Origin of the sequence: Zwartia panacis, from assembly GCF_030410395.1 — a bacterium.
GTDB lineage: Bacteria > Pseudomonadota > Gammaproteobacteria > Burkholderiales > Burkholderiaceae_B > Zwartia > Zwartia panacis.
Genome location: NZ_JAUHHF010000013.1, coordinates 25,720 through 43,781, shown reverse-complemented (window position 1 = coordinate 43,781; position 18,062 = coordinate 25,720). Strand labels below are relative to the sequence as shown.

Sequence of the window (18,062 nt, the reverse complement as noted above, 5' to 3'; positions counted from 1 at the left end):
TAAGCTATTCCAATTAAAAGTTGACGTTATTTCCGCCTTTCAGACCCAAAATATCGCGCGCCTCGTCGGGCGTCGCAACCTCGCAATTCAACGCTTCAAGCACGGTACGAATCCGGGTGACCTGCTCGGCGTTCGATGCCGCCATTTTCCCGGGGCCGATCCACAACGAATCCTCCAAACCGACGCGCACATGCGATCCCATCGCCGCGCCCATCGTCGCCAAAGGAATCTGATTGCGGCCGGCACCGAGGATGGACCATTGATATTGATCACCAAACAAACGGTCAGCCGTTCGACGCATATGCATCAGATCCTCCGGATGAGGGCCAATTCCGCCCAAGATACCAAATACTGACTGAATGAAGATCGGTCCTTTAACGAGTCCCTTTTCCGCAAAGTGTGACAGGTTGTACAGATGACTGATGTCGTAGCACTCAAACTCAAAGCGCGTGCCGTTTTCCGAACCACGCCTCAATATCGTTTCAATATCTTTATACGTGTTCTTAAACACCAGATCGCGACTATTTTCAAGGTGCTGGCGCTCCCACTCATGCTTGAACTCTTTGAAACGATCCAGCATCGGAAACAAGCCAAAATTCATCGATCCCATGTTCAGCGAGGCCACTTCGGGCTGAAACGTCATCGCCGGACGCATCCGCTCCTCAACCGTCATGTGAGGACTGCCTCCTGTTGTGATGTTGATCACGGCATTGGTGGCTGCTTTGATTTCTTTTAAAAAGGGACGAAAAAACTCTGGATCTTGCGTGGGCTTTCCATCCTTTGGATCGCGCGCATGAAGATGCAAAATTGCCGCGCCTGCCTTAGCTGCATCAATCGCAGACTTGGCGATTTCCTCGGCAGTCACCGGCAGGTGGGGCGACATGCTCGGCGTATGAATCGCTCCCGTCGCTGCACAAGTAATAATGACTTTTCGCGCACTGGCCATACAGTCTCCACGTATTTGCTTTGAATGAAACTAGATTAAGTGAATGATTATTCAGCGGACTTTTTATGTGCGGCCAACGCCATCAGTCGTCTGTCACGCCATAGCCGTCTCTCAAGCAGCTTTTCCTTGGGCAAGATTGAACGGCGTTGCGCCTCAAGTTTTTCAATCACTGCTTCAGACCAGGGCTCGGTAGATGTCTGTTCGGTTGCGATAGTCTGATACATGTCATTGAAACGTCGTGCGTAATCCGCCAAACCCTCAGGCGCATTCAAATCAATGGTTTCAAAAGGTCCCATGAATGACCACCGCAAACCCAGGCCCTCGCGCACCGTGACGTCCAGACCCTCTGCGTCGACATAGCCCTGCTCGACCAGCCTGAAGGCCTCGCGCAGCAACGCACCTTGTAAACGATTGAGCACAAACCCCTTGAGCTCGCGATGAATCTTGACGGGCTTTTGTCCGACCCCCTCCATCACATCCCATGTTTGTTGAATCACCTTGGCATCGGTCCAGGGTGCACCGCAAATCTCAACCACTGGCACTAAATAGGGAGGATTCACAGGATGCGCGATCAAGCAACGCGCGCGTCCTGCAAGATCCTCTGTAAACGCAGAAGCAGGGATGCTCGATGTCGAACTGGCCAAAATCGTCGTGGGTGGCGCAAGCGCATCCATCCGAGCAAAAATTTCTTTTTTCATCTCGAGTCGTTCAGGCAGACTTTCCTGAACATAATCGGCACCGGACATCACCTCTTCGAGGCTTGCACACCCACTGATGCGGGAAATCAGGCCCGCAGCATCTTCAATCAATCCTGCTGCCCGCAGGTCCGACACTTGTTTCTCAATCAGTCTTGCAGCCTGACCCACAGCACTCGGATCCCCATCCCACATCTTCACGCGATGGCCACCGCGGGCAAATACGATCGCCCATGCCTGTCCGACCAATCCTGATCCCACAATCGCAATATTCATATGCTCCTCAGTATTTTTGCTGTTCGTACTGTGTTGTTTCGCGCAATCGACTCATCACGATAATACGGTTAAGTCAGGACCAGCAAGCGATTTGCGTCCATGGGATGCGCGATGACCGTCCAATCCACACCAAAGGCCAGTCTGAGTGCCTCAGAAGTGAGAACTTGACTGGGTATACCGTTCGCGATCACGCGCCCTTCGCTGAGCAAAACAAGTCTCTGACAGTGGCGCGCCGCCACATTGAGATCGTGCACCACAATCAGCACACCAATGCGCGCGGTGCAGACAAGCCGTTCCAATACCTGCATGAACTGAATCTGGTGCCTGGGATCGAGGCTCGCTAGGGGCTCATCCAAAAGCAAATAGGCTGACCCTTGGTAATGTTCGATTGCAAAACATTGGACAAGTGCGCGCGCCAGTTGCACGCGTTGTTGTTCACCGCCAGAAAGCTCGGTATAAATCTTCTCTTGCATGGAAACCAGTTCAGTCATGGTCAATGCGCGGTTTAACCATTGTTCAAGCTGGGCTGGGCTCGCTTGCGGATATGGATACGCCCCCATCGCCAAAATGTCGGCGACCTTCAGGGCAAAACTCAAATTGGATTGCTGCGTCACAACGGCGCGCCTGCGCGCTTGCTCAAGTGTGCTCAGGTGATCGAGTCCGACCCCATCAAGCTCGACCATGCCGTCAAGACTCTTGAATTCACCGGCCATCGCAGCGAGCAGTGTCGACTTGCCGGCGCCATTAGGACCTAACAGACCCACGAGCTCACCGGGCACAAGCGAAAGCTCGACTTCGTTCAACACAATGCGTTGAACACGCTCGAATGTGAGACGAGTGACGTTGAAAGGCATTAAGCTAAAAAGCCGCGACACTGCGCGGCTTTTTTCCTTGGAGCATCAAGCAGACGGGACGGTTTTGGCCATAGGAGGCAAGCCCTCGACACTGGCGTACCATGCCTCGAGTTTTGGATGACCCGGACGCCATGGCTCATTGGCAAAACGGAAATCCAGATATCCAAGCGCGCATGCGACGGCGATATCGCCAATCGTCTTCAAAGGTCCCAGACTGGCGACCTCTTTTTCGAGCACATCCAGAGCACGCGCGACCTTGCCACGCTGCAAATTAATGTAACCAATACGTCCCTCATCCTGAGGCAAGGCGATTTCTCGACGGCGCGGCTGGCTCGCATCCAGGATGCCATCGCCAAGCGCTTGCAGACGCAACGCAGCCCAGCGGGCAGGGCCCGCAGCAGGGAAAAGAGGAGGCGCGCTACCAATGCTGTCGAGATACTCGCAAATCACCGGACTATCAAACAAAGCCACACCTTGATCGGTGATCAGTGTCGGAATTTTCCCCAGAGGATTGGACTCTGACAAAACCGGATCCGTCGTGGCAATCGTCCACCTTTCAAGTTGATTGTCGATCCCGCGAGCAATGGCACAAGCAATCGCTTTACGAACATAAGGACTAGCGGCAGAAGCGGTAATTTTCATAAATGCATCCGATTAAAGAGTGTCAGAACAAGTTCGGTCTATTTGTACTACAAAAACCACGTCTGACGACACTGCTGCTATGCAGCAAATATTCATCGTCTCAAAAAGAATGGTCTGTAGTAAATTTTGTCCCAATCATTTGTTCTCTTGCGCTTCCTCGGACACCTCATGCCTAAACCGATCAATCTTCACGACTTCAGAGTGCTCGCCCAACGCAGGCTCCCTAAAATCGCATTTGACTTCATTGATGGCGGTGCCGATGACGAACTCGGCATGCTTCGCAACCGAGAGGCGTTTTCAACCTATCAACTTTTGCCGCGCTATCTGATCGACGTCACGCACCGAGATCAATCCGTAGAACTCTTTGGTCGACGTTACGCAAGTCCGATCGGCATTTCGCCAACAGGCATGGCCGGTCTTTTTCGCACTGGTGCCGATGCCATGCTCGCTGGCGCGGCTAAAAAAGCAAACGTCCCGTTTCTCTTATCGAGTGCAAGCAATCTCAAAATCGAAGATGCCGCGAAAATCGCGCCTGAAAATGTCTGGTTCCAGATGTACGCGACGAGCGATCCTCGCATCAATGAAGACCTCGTCAAACGGGCTCGGAATGCAAATGTGGGCGTTCTAGTCATTACAGTCGATGTGCCCGTCAATTCGAATCGAGAGCGCAATCGTCGCAACGGCTTTACGCGTCCTTTTAGGATGACGCCCGCCATCATGCTGGACGCCCTGACGAAACCAGGCTGGGTCATAGAGTATCTAAAAGCCGGTGGCATGCCCATGATGAGCAACTGGCAACCTTATGCCAGGGAAGGTGCGTCTGCGAACGAAGTCGCGGACATGTACGGCACCTTGACACCTGCGCCGATGACTAGCTGGGAAACTGTCGCCGCAGTCCGGGAACAATGGAAGGGGCCACTGGTTATCAAAGGTCTTCTACACCCTGATGATGCGACACAAGCTGTCAAACTCGGCGCTCAAGGCATCATTGTTTCAAATCACGGCGCGAGACAACTCGACAATGCGCCCTCGCCACTCACCATGCTTCCCGCGATCAAGGCAGTGGTTGGTGATCGCGCCACCTTGATGATGGATAGCGGCGTACGACGCGGCTCCGATGTCGTCATCGCAAAGTGCCTGGGCGCTGAGAGTTGTTTTTTCGGACGTCCCACACTCTATGCCGTGGCGGCCTTGGGACAGGATGGTGCCGAGCAGGTCTTTGCCATCATGCGCAGAGAAATTGACGCTGTGCTCACACAAATCGGGTGCGGAAATTTCAATGTGCTTGATGGTCGATATTTACAACCATCCTTTACATCGGTCTGACCATCCGTCTAACTGACGAGATCAATCACTACGTTGCCGAGCACCTTGCCTTGCTCAACCGCTTCATGCGCGGCAACGATATCCGAGAGAGCGAAACGCGCGCCAATGGCATGTTTGAGCTTTCCCGTCGCAAGCAGCTCACTCAGCCCCTTTAGAGCCGCTTGCCGCTCAGCGGGAGTCAAGTCATACACGAGAAAAAACTGCAGACTCAAACTCGTCGTCAAACAAAGCCGAAAAGGAATCAAAGGAGGTTCGACACGATTCGAACCGAAACACGCGACGGTTCCATGCGGGGCCAGCGCACCATCGCGCACGAGATCCGTTGTCGTGGAGAAGTCCATATCGATGATTGCATCGGCACCACGCCCGCCTGTGAGCTCCTTGACTCTTTGAGCCACAGCTTCGGTTTTATAGTTGATTGTTTCCTTCACTCCGGCTGCGCGCGCATGGGCCGCCTTGGCTTCGGAACTCACGGTTCCAATGACGCGAGCGCCTTTAAGCGTCGCCATCTGAGCGGCATAATGTCCAACAGCCGAAGCCGCTCCGATCACCAACACATTTTTTCCCGCAATATCGCCGCATCGTCTGACTGCTTCATAAGCAGTTAGCCCCGGAATTCCCATGCAAGCTGCGCCGTCAAAATCGACATGATCAGGCAAAGCAACGGCTTGAGCCTCAGGCAATGCAACATATTGCGCGGCAGTACCGAAAGGCCTTTGATACTGAGCATTCCAAAGCCAGACACGCTCACCGAGCCGGTCTTTGGATACGCCAGGCCCAACCTGGTCAATGACGCCACCCGCATCGCTATGCGGCACGATTCGCGGATCGTTGATCGGGCGATTGCGACGGGACTTGACGTCCGAGGGATTCACGCCTGAGGAGTGAATCTTGACACGGACTTCGCCTGGTCCCGCCTCGGGTGTAGGCAAGTCGCCCACGATCAACACTTCACGGGCTTCGCCGTTTTTTTCATACCAAGCTGCGTGCATTGCCTCTTCCTGATTTTTATATTTTTTTAAATGATTAATTCACGCAAGTTTGTTGATACTGAATCAACCGACCGTACTGATCGTACACGGGAATCTGCGCAGTCCGGCAAGGTACGGGCAGCGAGTAAAACTGGCCGTATGGAGGCACGGCCGGAGGATAGACATTGACGACCTGAGGGTAGACAGGAGGCGCGACATAGCGGTTGTATTGGCTGCCCACGCCGATCACCACACCCACAGCAGCACCGAGCGCTGCCGCATTCCAGGCATTAAAGTTGTTTTGCTTGTAGCCATGATAATGTCCATGACGATATTTGTTTGGGCCGGCATGCGCGGGCGCGAGTGCCGAGACAGTCAGGGCAGCTGCCGCAATCGCCAGTGTGATGGACTTTTTCATCATCGACTCCTTGGAGTATTCCAATCAGATCAACACGATTTCCGCAAGAGTTGCAGACTATCGTTACTACCTAGTTTACGACCAAAATTTAGCGCATGTGAGTGATCAAACAATAAATTTTTTACAAACCGCCCTTGATGCGGTCCTCCAGATGCCCCACCGATACGATTATGATGAAAGAGCGACATTTGGACGGGCGAATCCATGACTCAGACTGACGCACCTCTTGAAAGTTCCACCACTTTTCAAATACCTGGCATGGATTGCCCCGCCGAGGAACAGCTTGTTCGTCTAGCCCTTGCCTCTTTGGAAATCAACGCACTCTTCTTCGATCTTAATCAAAAAAAACTAACCGTTCGACATCGCATCGCGTCCAGTGACATCCTGGAAAAGCTCCAGCCTCTTGGACTTGGAGCGGCCATACTTTCTGATGAACAAGTCATTGCCACCCCCGCAACGGCAGCCAGCGACGCTTCACAAACTCGCGTCCTGCTTTGGCTCTTGGCACTCAACGGCACTATGTTCTTTGTCGAAGTCACGGCGGGCTGGTTTGCCGAATCTGCCGGGCTCATCGCGGATGGGATTGACATGTTCTCCGACGCTGCCGTCTATGGCGTCTCACTTTACGTCGTTGGAAAATCCGCCGCATACAAGCTCAAAGCGGCAAAGTTCGCGGGTTTCATTCAAATCCTTCTAGCCGCGGGTATATTCACTCGCGTGGCCTATCAGGTCTCAACAAACGCCATGCCTGCGCCTGACTCGATGATTGGCTTTTCATTTTTGGCGTTGCTCGTGAACATCACTTGCCTGTATCTCGTCGCCAAGCACCGGGATGATGGCGTGCATATGCGAGCTAGCTATATTTTTTCAGCCAACGATGTGATAACGAGCCTGGGAGTGATTGTCGCGGGCTTCCTGGTAGCGTGGTTTTCCAGTCCCTATCCGGACTGGATCATCGGCGCGATCATCGGTTTCATTGTCTTTCTAGGCGGGATCCGGATACTCAGACTCTGACCTCAACCCACTAGGGCGATTTGAGCTCTTCTGGTGCCCAGGCGGGCCAACGCTTTTCAAGGAATGCTGCGACGCCTTCTTGCGCCAAATCACCACCTGATGCGGTCGTGCCATCTCCACGAACTTGCAGGGAGGCATTTTTCTGACCACTGCCAGCATCCAAAGATTTGACGAGTTTTCTGGTCGACATGACTGCGCCCAACTCCGCTGTCATCAAGTGACCCAAAATGCCATTTATCCTTGCATCCAGTTCGGATGCATCGCAAATTTCATGAACAAGCCCCAGACGCCAGGCTTCAGCCGCGCTCAGCGTTTCACCTGTCATCAGCCACCTGCCAGCCTGGCGCGAACCAATCGCGCGAGCAAGATAGGGCGCAACCACTCGGGGAACCATACCGAGTCGCGTTTCCGCTTGGGTGAACTCGGCCTCGTGACTGGCAACCGCAATGTCCGCTGCCGCCACCAATCCGACGCCGGTGCCCACGCAGTGACCATGCACGCGAACAATCACAGGGACCTGAACGTCGTCGATCACCTTGAGCAGTTCGGCGAAGGCAGCGTCTGGCGCATCATCCGATTGACCGCGCTCGTGCCAGGCGCGCTGATACCAACCGAGATCCGTTCCGGAACAGAAGGACTCCCCGCGGGAAGCTAAAACAATCGCGCTGACCTCTTGATCAGCGCTTGCATCACGCATCGCCTCAGTGAGCTCCTTTACCATGACCTCATTCACAGCGTGATGCACCTCTGGCCGATTCATCCAGATCACGGCAACACGCGAGCCGCGAACAACTTCGATTGTTTCAAACATATTATTTGTAAAGTACCTCAGGCAACCACAAACCAATCGCGGGGAACATGTAAAGCAAGAATATGGCCAAAATCTGTATACCCATGAACGGCAACATACCCAGGAAGATTTGATTCAAGGTCACGTGTGGAGGAGAGACTCCTTTCAAATAAAACGCTGCCATTGCGACTGGAGGTGATAGAAAGGCCGTCTGCAAATTCAAGGCAACCAAGAGTCCGAAGAACAGTGGGTCGATATTAAACTGAGCAAGCAAAGGCACGAAGATCGGCATGAAAATCACGATGATCTCGGTCCACTCGAGCGGCCAGCCCAGGATAAATATCAGGATCTGGGCAAGCAACATGAACTCCAGCGAAGTCAGCCCAAGAGACAGGACCCAGTCTTCGATGATTTTCTGGCCGCCTAACAAAGCAAACGCCGCGGAAAAAATCGACGAGCCCACAAACAACCAGCAGACCATCGCACTGGTTTTGGCCGTCAGAAAAGTTGACTCTTTGAGGACGTTTAAATTCAGACGACCGTAGGCGAGCGCCAGCAGCGCGCCTCCAAGTGCCCCCATCGCCGCCGCCTCGCTTGGTGTCGCCAAACCAAATCCTATGGAGCCCAGCACCGCGCCAATTAACACTGCCAGTGGGAAAAATGATCCCATCAACATTTTGAATACTTCAAGACGCGCCCAGGTGAGGGTCACATAAAACACCAGCATGATCAGCGCCGCGATGCCCAGATATATCCAGTATCCGGTTGGAACAGGCAAACGCTCGACGGTGGCATCACCCTTGGCAGGCTCTTGCGCAGCAGCGGGAGCGGCTTCCTTGGCGGCAACCGATGCTGCCGCGGGCTCGCTCGAAGGCGGCTCAGCCAGACCAGAGGGGGGCTCAGCTAAGCCAGAACCGCCACCGCTCAAATTACTGGAGAGTTGCAATTCTGCCGGGATCTCAAAAACCTCCTTGGGTTCCGTCGCGACGCGATAAATCACCAGTGATAGAAACGCTGTAATCAAAAGAGGCAGCATCACGGCAAGCGCATTACGATTCATGTATTGCCGCGTCACAGCAGGATTTTTAGGGCCCTTGAAAAAATTCGACAACAAACCTGTCGCGGCGAGGGTATAACCTTGCGACTTGATCGCCTCTGATCCCGCGGGCAAAGCAACCTCGCGTTCCTTGGCAGAAAGCGGCGGGGCCATATCTGGCCAAATTTTGGCAACAATCATCACATACGCCGCATATAAGACCGCGAGCCCAATTCCGGGCAAGAGCGCGCCGGCATACAGCTTCACAACAGAGGTCCCAGTGGTCGCGCCGTACACGATCAGCAGCACCGAAGGCGGAATCAAAATTCCCAGACATCCTCCAGCAGTAATCACTCCGGCAGTCAGTTTGACGCTGTACCCGGATTTCAACATCGCGGGCATGGCCAGCAAGCCCATGAGCGTGACAACTGCGCCGACAATACCGGTTGCTGTTGCAAATATTGCGCATGTCACAAGCGTCGCAATGGCAAGTGCGCCCGGCAAACGCGCCAAAGCAAGATGCAGAGAGCGAAACAATTTTTCGATCAAGTTCGCGCGCTCAACCAGATATCCCATGAACACAAACAACGGGATCGAGATCAACGCGTCATTGGTCATGGTGGCGTAGGTACGTTGAACCATGAGCGTCAGCGTCTGATTCAGCGCCTTACCCGTCATCTCCGGAGCTTGCAAGATATAGGCAAGGAAAGTGAAGATCACGCCCATACCCATCAGCGTGAACGCGGTCGGGAATCCGAGCATGATGGCCACCACAATGAGTGCCAGCATGATCAAACCGATGTGTCCTGTCGTGAGCGCTGTCCAGGGCGTCAAAAAGATAATCAGCATCACGACGATGGCGATGCAACTAAACCCGAACCATATTGCCTTTGGCAGTTTCATTTTGCGTGCTCCTTGCCAACGACATACTTGTCCAGAGATTGGATGTCCTCATCTTTGACGTGCACAAGCTCCTTGAGTTTTTCCACATCGACTTCCTGCACATCAGCCTCCCGCTCCGGCCAGCTTCCGTTTCGCAAGCACATCACGCATCGCACGATTTCTGCAAAGCCCTGGAGCAGCAGAAAAAATCCTGCGAAAGGAATAAATGCTTTGAAAGGATAGACAGGCGGGCCATCCGCCATAAGCGAGGAGTGCTCATTAATGGCAATCGAATCTGCTGCGAAGGTCCAACCGGCCCAGACCATCGCTGTCACACCCGGTATAAAAAAAGCGACATACAAAATCAAATCAATCCAGGCCTGCCCCCGAGGCGGAAGATACCCATAAAGGATGTCTCCACGCACATGTCCGTTCTTAGCTAGCGTATAGGCCCCCGCCATCATGAACATGATGCCGTAATACATCGATTGCAAGTCAAACGCCCACGAACTCGGCTGATTGAACAAATATCTGGCAACCACTTCCCACGAAACATGCAGAGTGAGCACGACGATTAACCACGAAAACGTTTTACCCATCAACGTGGACATCGCATCGATGCGCCAAAGCCATTTATTCATACATTCATCCAGACGGTGTGTCGGGTCGTGAATCCACAAGAAAAGATGGCATCTTGCGCAGATGCCATCCCGATCTTCACTCTACAAAAAATCAACCTTTCTTTTGCGCGAAGAAATGGTTGTAGGCCATACGGAAGTTCACGTTCGTATCGCCTGACCACTTTCCAGCGCGCTCGGCGAATGCTCTTTGAGAATCGAGCACTTTTTTGAACAAAGGATTCTCTGCCGAACGTTTCGCAATCATCTGATCCCAGATCTGAAGCTGTCTTTGCAAAATCGCATCCGGAGTTTTGTAAAACTTCACCCCTTTGTCTTTCTGCAAAACTTCATAGTCTTTGGAATAACGGTCAATCGCTTTCCAGGACATATCGGCACTCGCTGCCTGAGAGGCAACCGCCAACACACTCTTGAGGTGCTTGGGCAAGGCATCGTATTTCGCCTTGTTGAACAAAATCTCGAACTGCTCGGCGCTTTGGTGGAAACTCTGCAACATGCAGACCTTGGAGACGTCTGGAAAACCAAGAATCAGGTCTGAAGAAGCATTGTTAAACTCGGCGCCGTCGAGCAGTCCACGATCCAGTGCTGGCACAATCTCGCCGCCTGGTAACGCGTTGACCGCTGCACCCATCGCTGTGTACATGTCGATGGCGAGACCCACTGTACGGAACTTAACGCCCTTGACGTCTTCGACTTTTGAAATAGGTTTTTTAAACCAGCCAAATGGTTGCGTTGGCATCGGTCCGTACATCAGTGAGACGACGTTGACACCCATTGCCTTTTGAATTTCCACAAGCAACTCTTTACCGCCACCGTACTCGTGCCAAGACAACAGCATGTTGGCATCCATACCGAACGAAGGTCCCGATCCCCAGAGCGCCACGGCAGTGTTTTTACCGTACCAATACGCCACAACGCCATGACCGCCATCCAGCGTTCCCGCAGAGACAGCATCCAGCAAATTAAAAGCAGGCACGACCGCGCCGGCGGGAAGGACATCAATCTTGAGTTGCCCTTCTGCCATGTCATTCACTTTCTTGGCATAGTCGAGCGCATATTCGTGGAAAATGTCTTTGGCGGGCCAAGTACTTTGAAAGCGTAACGTGATGGGTGCGTTTTGGGCTTTGGCAACAACCGGTACACCTAATACAGCGGCAGAGCCGACCGCAGCGGTAGAGAAAAACTTTCTTCTGGAAGACTGAATGGACATCCTCAACTCCTTAAAGTCGATAAACGCTGCGCTTCATCCCTGTCGACAATACTTTTGAAGTTTTAAATTCTTTTGTCGATCTATTTAAACAATCTGTTTAGACCATTAGACGCTGCCATCAGATCTCAGACAACCACTTAGTTATAAGTATTAACCCTCCCTTTTAACGATTTGAGCTGGGATCAACGATCCCGTTCGATCGCAAAGGCACAAAAATCAATCAGGGCCTGTCTAGCCGGCGAGTCGGGGAGCGTTTCAATCGCTTGGCGGGCAAGCGTGGCTTCGGCAACCGCACATCGGCTCGCGTGCTCAAGCGCACCGGTTTCCTGGATCGCCCTGGCAACTGCATCAAAATCAGCCTCGCCTTTTTCAATTGCGTCCCGAACCAGCTGTTTTTGTGCCGGCGTTCCGATTTCGAGCACCCTGATCAGAGGCAGAGTCGGTTTGCCCTCGCGCAAATCGTCACCCACATTTTTACCGAGCGCCCCCACATCTCCGTTGTAATCCAGCACATCGTCGACCAGCTGAAAAGCGGTTCCGATATGACGTCCATAGGCCGCGGCGGCCTCTTGCTGGGCTGGGGATGCCCCGGCCAGAACAGCACCCGCCTCGGCGGCGGCCTCGAAAAGCTTGGCGGTCTTGAAACGTACCACCTGCAAATACCGGGCCTCGGAAACATCAGGGTCGTGGATATTGAGCAGCTGGAGCACCTCGCCCTCGGCGATCACGGTGGTGGCGCCCGACATGATCTGCATGATCCGCATGCTGTCGACGTCCACCATCATCTCGAAGGCGCGGGAATAGAGATAATCCCCCACCAGAACGCTTGCGGCATTGCCAAACACAGCATTTGCCGTCCCGCGACCGCGCCTGAGGTCGGATTCGTCCACGACATCGTCGTGCAGCAGGGTCGCCGTGTGGATGAACTCCACCGCCGCCGCCATCAGATGGTGATGGCTCCCCTTGTAGCCGAGCGCCTGGGCGACCAGCAACAAGAGGACCGGGCGCATGCGTTTTCCGCCTGCGCTGATGATGTATTCGCCGATCGTCCGGATCAATACGACGTCGGAATTGAGTCTGGAACGGATCACGGTATCGACCGTTTCCATGTCCCGGGCCACTGGGGCTAAGAGGTTTGAGAGCTTATGCAAGAGACTTTCTTTTGACTTTCAAGTGGTTACACGCTATTATTTCTGGCTCGGCATCTTAGCCGAGATCCCATTTGCACTAAAACAAGAGGTTAACCCATGTACGCGGTCGTAAAAACTGGTGGCAAGCAGTATCGCATTGCTTCTGGTGAAAAACTTAAAATAGAACAGATACCGGCAGACATTGGGCAAGAAATTACGCTAGACCAGGTGTTATCCGTAGGTGAAGGCGACCAATTGAAAATTGGCACCCCGCTTGTGGCAGGCGCAGTGGTTAAAGCAACGGTTCTTGCGCAAGGACGCCACGATAAGGTCAAGATCTTCAAGATGCGTCGTCGCAAGCACTACCAGAAGCGTCAAGGCCACCGTCAAAACTACACCGAGATTCTGATTGGTGAGATCTCGGCTTAATTGCCGCGATTCATTCAAACAGATCACGGCAAGCACCAGGAGTAAAAAATGGCACAGAAAAAAGGCGGGGGCTCTACCCGCAACGGTCGCGACTCAGAATCGAAACGTCTAGGCGTGAAAGCCTACGGCGGCGAACTGATCCCGGCCGGTTCGATCATCGTGCGTCAGCGCGGTACAACGTTTCACCCCGGTACAAACGTAGGCATTGGCAAAGACCACACGCTCTACGCGCTGACCGACGGTCACGTCAAGTTCTCAGTTCGCGGCAAACTCAACAAGTCGACAGTCTCGATTATTTCGGCTGAGTAATTTGCCTGTTATCCCAAAAAGCCCTGTCGCAAGCGGCAGGGCTTTTTATTTTCACGGTACCATTAGCGCATGAAATTCGTCGACGAAGCCACCATTGAAGTCATTGCCGGCAAAGGCGGCAACGGCGCGCACAGCTTTCGCCGTGAAAAATTCATCCCCAAGGGCGGACCCGACGGTGGTGACGGCGGCAAAGGCGGCAGCGTCTTCGCCGTCGCGGATCGCAACATCAACACCCTGATCGACTTCCGCTACGCGCGCAAGCACTTGGCAAAAAATGGTGAAAACGGTCGCGGCTCTGATATGTACGGCGCGGCCGCACCCAACATTACCTTGCGTGTGCCTGTGGGCACGATTATTTATGACGCGGACACCGGCGAAGAACTTTTCGATATGAATCGCCATGGGCAACAGGTGATTTTGGCAGCTGGTGGCGAAGGCGGACTGGGCAACGTGCATTTCAAGTCCAGCGTCAACCGCGCGCCTAAGCAATGGACGCCCGGCAAAGAAGGCGAGCAGCGCAAACTGCGCATGGAACTCAAGGTGCTGGCCGACGTCGGTCTCCTGGGTATGCCCAACGCTGGCAAATCCACGCTGATCAGCCGAATTTCCAACGCGCGACCTAAAATCGCCGACTACCCATTTACGACACTTCACCCTAATCTGGGTGTCGTGCGCACCTCCGAGTCGCGCAGCTTTGTCGTCGCGGATATTCCCGGTCTCATCGAAGGCGCTTCCGAAGGCGCGGGCCTAGGACACCTGTTTCTGCGTCACCTGACACGCACCCGTATTTTGTTGCATATCGTTGACGTTTCCTCTCATGATCCCGACGAAGACTCTGTCGCGCGGGCGCTTGGCGAAGCGCGGGCAATCGTCGAAGAGCTTCGCCTCTATGACGAAGCGCTCTACAACAAGCCGCGCTGGCTCGTCCTGAACAAGCTCGACGTTGTCCCCAATCCCGAAGAGGTCAAAAAGCGCTTCTGCAAGGAATATGGCTGGACCGGTCCTGTTTATGCGATTTCCGCACTTTCAGGCGACGGTACCCAACAGTTGATCTGGGATTTGCAAAACGCCATCGACGCCTATCGTCAAGAAGACAATATCGCCGAGGACAAGGCCGATGGCACTTATGTCGCCGAGGACCCTCGCTTCGACGAGTCACGTAGCGCTGCCGATACACCTCCGTCGCAACCAAAAGACTAATCGCGTCCCATACTGATCCAGCTTCTGATCTGTACAACATCCATGAATGCCCACGCTTCGCCCCTCTCCGTGATCGCATCCGCTTCGCGCATCGTCGCGAAGGTTGGATCTTCCCTTGTGACCAATGACGGTCAAGGCCTAGACAGACAAGCCGTTGCGCACTGGGCAAGCCAAATCGCCGCCCTGCGCAATCAAGGCAAACAGGTGGTGTTGGTATCAAGCGGCGCGATCGCGGAAGGCATGGCGCGCCTGGGTTGGGCTAAACGCCCAACTTCCATGCACGAGCTTCAAGCCGCTGCGGCTGTCGGTCAAATGGGCCTGGCCCAAGCGTACGAAGTCGCGTTTTCCAAACACAACCTGCGTACGGCCCAGATTCTCCTCACTCACGAAGATCTCGCAGACCGTCAGCGCTATCTCAACGCACGCTCGACGCTCTTTGCGCTGCTCAGACTGGGCGTAGTCCCCATCGTCAACGAAAACGATACGGTCGCGACCGACGAAATCGCCGTTGGCGACAACGACACACTTGGCGCACTCGTCACCAACCTGATCGAAGCCGATGCGCTGATCATCCTGACGGATCAACGTGGCCTGTACGAATCTGACCCCCGTAAAAATCCCGAGGCACGTTTTGTCTCCCATGCCAAAGCCGGTGACTTGACCCTCGAAGCCATGGCGGGCGGAACCGGAAGCGGGATTGGCAAGGGCGGCATGCTCACCAAAATCCTGGCGGCCAAACGCGCAGCGCGTAGCGGAGCCCATACGGTCATTGCCTCGGGTCGCGAACATGAAGTCATGGTTCGACTTGCCGCAGGGGAATGTATCGGCACTGAGCTGCGCGCCGAGTTACCCGTCCTATCTGCGCGTAAACAATGGATGGCTGATCATTTGCGTCTGCGCGGCAAGCTCATGCTTGACGCAGGCGCGGTACAAGCATTGCTCGTCGAGGGCAAGAGCCTACTGCCCGTGGGTGTACGCAATATCGAGGGTGACTTCGAACCTGGCGATGTTGTCGCTTGCCTCGACCTGGAAGGCAGAGAATGTGCCCGCGGACTGATCAATTACTCCTCCTCGGAAGCCAGACGCATCATGGGACAACCCTCTAGCAAAATCGCCGAAATCCTGGGTGCGATGACCGAAGCCGAGCTCGTCCATCGGGATAACCTGATCATTCTTTGAGATTGCCGAGGGCATCCACGCAAAACTGCCCCATCCTGTCCTATACTTTGCACTTGAATGCGGGGGTACTTGGCAATACGCCAGGTTGAGAGAGTCCCTTCGTACCAGTACGGATAATGCCGATGCTGGGAGCGCATCCCGGCTCAGCCCGGGATCCATCCCGATTCGGCTCCAATCGATTTTTGGAGCTTTTTCATGAACGCCAATCCTAAATTCCTTGCAGCGACTGCCGAAGTTGACGCCGCCGCTGTCGCCCCCCTGCCAAAATCACGCAAAGTCTACGAGATCGGCTCGCGTCCCGACATTCGCGTTCCCTTTCGCGAAATCGAGCAAGAGGACACCTCCACCTCGTTTGGCGGGGAAAAAAATCCTCCCTTGACCGTCTATGACACAAGCGGCCCCTACACCGACCCCAACATCAAAATCGACATCCGTCGCGGCTTGCCAGAATTACGCCGTGCGTGGATCGAAGAGCGTGGTGACACCGAACTGCTAAGCGGTCCAAGCAGCACCTACGGTCAGGAACGTCTGGCCGATCCCAAGCTGACAGCCATGCGCTTTGACTTGCGCCGCCATCCCCGACGCGCCAAGGCGGGTGCCAATGTCTCGCAAATGCACTACGCGCGACGCGGCATCATCACGCCCGAAATGGAATTTGTCGCCATCCGCGAAAATCTTCGCCGCGAACAATACATCGAGAGCCTGCGTGCCACGGGTCCCGAAGGCGAAAAAATGGTCAAACGGATGTTGCGCCAACATGCGGGTGAGTCGTTTGGCGCCTCCATCCCCAATCTGATCACACCAGAATTTGTCCGTGATGAGATCGCGCGCGGTCGCGCCATCATCCCCGCCAACATCAATCACCCCGAAGTCGAGCCGATGGCCATCGGACGCAACTTCCTGGTAAAAATCAACGCCAACATCGGTAACTCCGCGGTCAGCTCCGGCATTGCCGAAGAAGTCGAAAAAATGACTTGGTCGATCCGCTGGGGTGGCGACACAGTGATGGATTTGTCCACTGGTAAACACATCCACGAAACACGCGAATGGATCGTGCGTAACTCGCCCGTGCCAATCGGAACAGTGCCAATTTATCAAGCCCTCGAAAAAGTCGACGGCAAAGCCGAAGAACTGACTTGGGAGATTTTCCGCGACACCCTGATCGAACAAGCCGAACAGGGCGTGGACTATTTCACGATCCACGCCGGCGTGCGCCTGCCCTTCATCCCGATGACGGCCGATCGAATGACTGGCATCGTGTCACGTGGCGGCTCGATCATGGCCAAGTGGTGTCTGGCTCATCACAAGGAAAGCTTCCTGTACGAGCGTTTCGAAGAAATCTGCGAAATCATGAAGGCCTACGACGTCAGCTTCTCGCTGGGCGATGGCCTGCGTCCGGGTTCAGGCTTCGACGCCAACGATGAAGCGCAATTTGCCGAACTCAAAACACTCGGCGAGCTCACCAAGGTGGCCTGGAAGCACGACGTTCAAGTCATGATCGAGGGTCCCGGACACGTTCCCATGCAGCTCATCAAAGAAAACATGGAGATGCAGCTCAAGCATTGCGACGAGGCGCCTTTCTACACACTCGGACCATTGACCACCGATATTGCGCCTGGCTACGACCACATCACGTCCGGCATTGGCGCGGCACTGATCGGCTGGTACGGTACCGCCATGCTCTGCTATGTCACACCGAAAGAGCATCTGGGTCTGCCCAACAAGAAAGACGTTAAAGACGGCATCATCACCTACAAGATCGCCGCGCACGCCGCCGATCTGGCCAAGGGGCATCCTGGTGCCGCCATCCGTGACAATGCCTTGTCCAAAGCACGTTTCGAGTTCCGCTGGGAAGACCAGTTCAACCTCGGCCTGGATCCAGACACTGCGAAAGACTTCCATGACGAGACCTTACCCAAGGACTCGATGAAAGTCGCTCACTTCTGTTCGATGTGCGGTCCGCACTTTTGCAGCATGAAAATCACGCAAGACGTGCGCGACTATGCTCAAAAACTGGGGGTCGCCAACGACGCGGCACTCAAGGCAGGGATGCAGGAAAAGGCGGTCGAATTCGTCAAGAAAGGTTCAGAGATTTATCACAAGACTTAAACCTTGAA

General features: G+C 54.2%; 18 protein-coding genes. 7 read left to right on the top strand and 11 right to left on the bottom strand.

The genetic code is table 11. The features are described from left to right. Nucleotides 1-13: 13 nt before the first annotated feature. The 4 genes from kce to QWY30_RS14070 form a co-directional block, all read right to left on the bottom strand. Nucleotides 14-946, bottom strand: a complete 933-nt coding sequence (gene kce, locus QWY30_RS14085) for a 3,5-dioxohexanoate:acetyl-CoA acetone transferase (RefSeq protein WP_290242043.1) — start codon at nucleotides 944-946, stop codon at nucleotides 14-16. Nucleotides 947-993: 47 nt separating this feature from the next. After that, complete coding sequence (locus tag QWY30_RS14080) at nucleotides 994-1,917, bottom strand: 3-hydroxyacyl-CoA dehydrogenase (protein ID WP_290242041.1); 924 nt, start codon at nucleotides 1,915-1,917, stop codon at nucleotides 994-996. A gap of 68 nt (nucleotides 1,918-1,985) precedes the next feature. Next, on the bottom strand, nucleotides 1,986-2,771 hold the full coding sequence (locus QWY30_RS14075; protein ID WP_290242040.1) for a heme ABC transporter ATP-binding protein: 786 nt from the start codon (nucleotides 2,769-2,771) through the stop codon (nucleotides 1,986-1,988). Between the two features lie 45 nt (nucleotides 2,772-2,816). After that, the gene (locus QWY30_RS14070) at nucleotides 2,817-3,413 is read right to left on the bottom strand and encodes a glutathione S-transferase N-terminal domain-containing protein (RefSeq protein WP_290242038.1); all 597 of its coding nucleotides are present in this window, start codon (nucleotides 3,411-3,413) and stop codon (nucleotides 2,817-2,819) included. A gap of 168 nt (nucleotides 3,414-3,581) precedes the next feature. On the opposite strand from QWY30_RS14070, the gene QWY30_RS14065 reads away from it, so the two are divergent. Continuing rightward, a complete protein-coding gene (locus QWY30_RS14065) occupies nucleotides 3,582-4,739 on the top strand; it encodes an alpha-hydroxy acid oxidase (RefSeq protein WP_290242036.1) in 1,158 nt (385 codons plus the stop codon). 8 nt (nucleotides 4,740-4,747) lie between these two features. On the opposite strand, the gene QWY30_RS14060 is transcribed toward QWY30_RS14065, so the two are convergent. Continuing rightward, nucleotides 4,748-5,731: an NADPH:quinone reductase gene (locus QWY30_RS14060; protein ID WP_290242035.1), complete on the bottom strand. Its 984-nt coding sequence runs from the start codon at nucleotides 5,729-5,731 to the stop codon at nucleotides 4,748-4,750. Between the two features lie 34 nt (nucleotides 5,732-5,765). Continuing rightward, nucleotides 5,766-6,128, bottom strand: a complete 363-nt coding sequence (locus QWY30_RS14055) for a hypothetical protein (protein WP_290242033.1) — start codon at nucleotides 6,126-6,128, stop codon at nucleotides 5,766-5,768. A 204-nt stretch (nucleotides 6,129-6,332) separates the two neighbouring features. On the opposite strand from QWY30_RS14055, the gene QWY30_RS14050 reads away from it, so the two are divergent. Beyond that, nucleotides 6,333-7,142 carry a cation efflux transmembrane domain-containing protein gene (locus QWY30_RS14050; protein WP_290242031.1) on the top strand — a complete coding sequence of 270 codons (810 nt, stop codon included), beginning with the start codon at nucleotides 6,333-6,335 and terminating at the stop codon, nucleotides 7,140-7,142. Between the two features lie 10 nt (nucleotides 7,143-7,152). Here QWY30_RS14050 and QWY30_RS14045 read toward each other — a convergent pair whose 3' ends face one another. The 5 genes from QWY30_RS14045 to QWY30_RS14025 form a co-directional block, all read right to left on the bottom strand. Next, nucleotides 7,153-7,953 (bottom strand): enoyl-CoA hydratase-related protein, encoded by an 801-nt coding sequence (locus tag QWY30_RS14045; protein WP_290242029.1) that lies wholly within the window; start codon nucleotides 7,951-7,953, stop codon nucleotides 7,153-7,155. A 1-nt stretch (nucleotide 7,954) separates the two neighbouring features. Next, nucleotides 7,955-9,871: a TRAP transporter large permease gene (locus tag QWY30_RS14040; RefSeq protein WP_290242027.1), complete on the bottom strand. Its 1,917-nt coding sequence runs from the start codon at nucleotides 9,869-9,871 to the stop codon at nucleotides 7,955-7,957. Beyond that, on the bottom strand, nucleotides 9,868-10,491 hold the full coding sequence (locus QWY30_RS14035; protein ID WP_290242025.1) for a TRAP transporter small permease subunit: 624 nt from the start codon (nucleotides 10,489-10,491) through the stop codon (nucleotides 9,868-9,870). Before QWY30_RS14035 ends, QWY30_RS14040 begins: the two co-directional genes overlap by 4 nt. A gap of 91 nt (nucleotides 10,492-10,582) precedes the next feature. Continuing rightward, nucleotides 10,583-11,698 carry a TRAP transporter substrate-binding protein gene (locus QWY30_RS14030; protein WP_290242023.1) on the bottom strand — a complete coding sequence of 372 codons (1,116 nt, stop codon included), beginning with the start codon at nucleotides 11,696-11,698 and terminating at the stop codon, nucleotides 10,583-10,585. Nucleotides 11,699-11,880: 182 nt separating this feature from the next. Next, nucleotides 11,881-12,807, bottom strand: coding sequence for a polyprenyl synthetase family protein (locus QWY30_RS14025; protein WP_290242021.1), 927 nt, complete (start codon nucleotides 12,805-12,807; stop codon nucleotides 11,881-11,883). 138 nt (nucleotides 12,808-12,945) lie between these two features. Between QWY30_RS14025 and rplU the strand changes: the two genes are divergently transcribed. The 5 genes from rplU to thiC all read left to right on the top strand — a co-directional run bounded on the left by rplU (nucleotide 12,946) and on the right by thiC (nucleotide 18,054). Further along, nucleotides 12,946-13,257, top strand: a complete 312-nt coding sequence (gene rplU / locus QWY30_RS14020) for a 50S ribosomal protein L21 (protein ID WP_290242018.1) — start codon at nucleotides 12,946-12,948, stop codon at nucleotides 13,255-13,257. Between the two features lie 48 nt (nucleotides 13,258-13,305). Then, nucleotides 13,306-13,566 (top strand): 50S ribosomal protein L27, encoded by a 261-nt coding sequence (rpmA, locus tag QWY30_RS14015; protein WP_290196038.1) that lies wholly within the window; start codon nucleotides 13,306-13,308, stop codon nucleotides 13,564-13,566. Nucleotides 13,567-13,635: 69 nt separating this feature from the next. Beyond that, a complete protein-coding gene (gene obgE, locus QWY30_RS14010) occupies nucleotides 13,636-14,766 on the top strand; it encodes a GTPase ObgE (protein ID WP_290242016.1) in 1,131 nt (376 codons plus the stop codon). 42 nt (nucleotides 14,767-14,808) lie between these two features. Then, on the top strand, nucleotides 14,809-15,945 hold the full coding sequence (gene proB, locus QWY30_RS14005) for a glutamate 5-kinase (protein WP_290242013.1): 1,137 nt from the start codon (nucleotides 14,809-14,811) through the stop codon (nucleotides 15,943-15,945). Nucleotides 15,946-16,140: 195 nt separating this feature from the next. Next, on the top strand, nucleotides 16,141-18,054 hold the full coding sequence (thiC, locus tag QWY30_RS14000; protein WP_290242011.1) for a phosphomethylpyrimidine synthase ThiC: 1,914 nt from the start codon (nucleotides 16,141-16,143) through the stop codon (nucleotides 18,052-18,054). Nucleotides 18,055-18,062: the final 8 nt, after the last annotated feature.

Excerpts from the sequence above, each read along its gene's own strand:
- rplU (WP_290242018.1), top strand. The coding sequence starts at position 12,946 with ATGTACGCGGTCGTAAAAACTGGTGGCAAGCAGTATCGCATTGCTTCT.
- kce (WP_290242043.1), bottom strand. The coding sequence starts at position 946 with ATGGCCAGTGCGCGAAAAGTCATTATTACTTGTGCAGCGACGGGAGCG.
- QWY30_RS14055 (WP_290242033.1), bottom strand. The coding sequence starts at position 6,128 with ATGAAAAAGTCCATCACACTGGCGATTGCGGCAGCTGCCCTGACTGTC.
- QWY30_RS14080 (WP_290242041.1), bottom strand. The coding sequence starts at position 1,917 with ATGAATATTGCGATTGTGGGATCAGGATTGGTCGGACAGGCATGGGCG.
- QWY30_RS14060 (WP_290242035.1), bottom strand. The coding sequence starts at position 5,731 with ATGCACGCAGCTTGGTATGAAAAAAACGGCGAAGCCCGTGAAGTGTTG.
- QWY30_RS14045 (WP_290242029.1), bottom strand. The coding sequence starts at position 7,953 with ATGTTTGAAACAATCGAAGTTGTTCGCGGCTCGCGTGTTGCCGTGATC.
- QWY30_RS14070 (WP_290242038.1), bottom strand. The coding sequence starts at position 3,413 with ATGAAAATTACCGCTTCTGCCGCTAGTCCTTATGTTCGTAAAGCGATT.
- QWY30_RS14040 (WP_290242027.1), bottom strand. The coding sequence starts at position 9,871 with ATGAAACTGCCAAAGGCAATATGGTTCGGGTTTAGTTGCATCGCCATC.
- QWY30_RS14050 (WP_290242031.1), top strand. The coding sequence starts at position 6,333 with ATGACTCAGACTGACGCACCTCTTGAAAGTTCCACCACTTTTCAAATA.
- rpmA (WP_290196038.1), top strand. The coding sequence starts at position 13,306 with ATGGCACAGAAAAAAGGCGGGGGCTCTACCCGCAACGGTCGCGACTCA.
- QWY30_RS14030 (WP_290242023.1), bottom strand. The coding sequence starts at position 11,698 with ATGTCCATTCAGTCTTCCAGAAGAAAGTTTTTCTCTACCGCTGCGGTC.
- thiC (WP_290242011.1), top strand. The coding sequence starts at position 16,141 with ATGAACGCCAATCCTAAATTCCTTGCAGCGACTGCCGAAGTTGACGCC.
- QWY30_RS14075 (WP_290242040.1), bottom strand. The coding sequence starts at position 2,771 with ATGCCTTTCAACGTCACTCGTCTCACATTCGAGCGTGTTCAACGCATT.
- QWY30_RS14065 (WP_290242036.1), top strand. The coding sequence starts at position 3,582 with ATGCCTAAACCGATCAATCTTCACGACTTCAGAGTGCTCGCCCAACGC.
- obgE (WP_290242016.1), top strand. The coding sequence starts at position 13,636 with ATGAAATTCGTCGACGAAGCCACCATTGAAGTCATTGCCGGCAAAGGC.
- QWY30_RS14035 (WP_290242025.1), bottom strand. The coding sequence starts at position 10,491 with ATGAATAAATGGCTTTGGCGCATCGATGCGATGTCCACGTTGATGGGT.
- proB (WP_290242013.1), top strand. The coding sequence starts at position 14,809 with ATGAATGCCCACGCTTCGCCCCTCTCCGTGATCGCATCCGCTTCGCGC.
- QWY30_RS14025 (WP_290242021.1), bottom strand. The coding sequence starts at position 12,807 with ATGGAAACGGTCGATACCGTGATCCGTTCCAGACTCAATTCCGACGTC.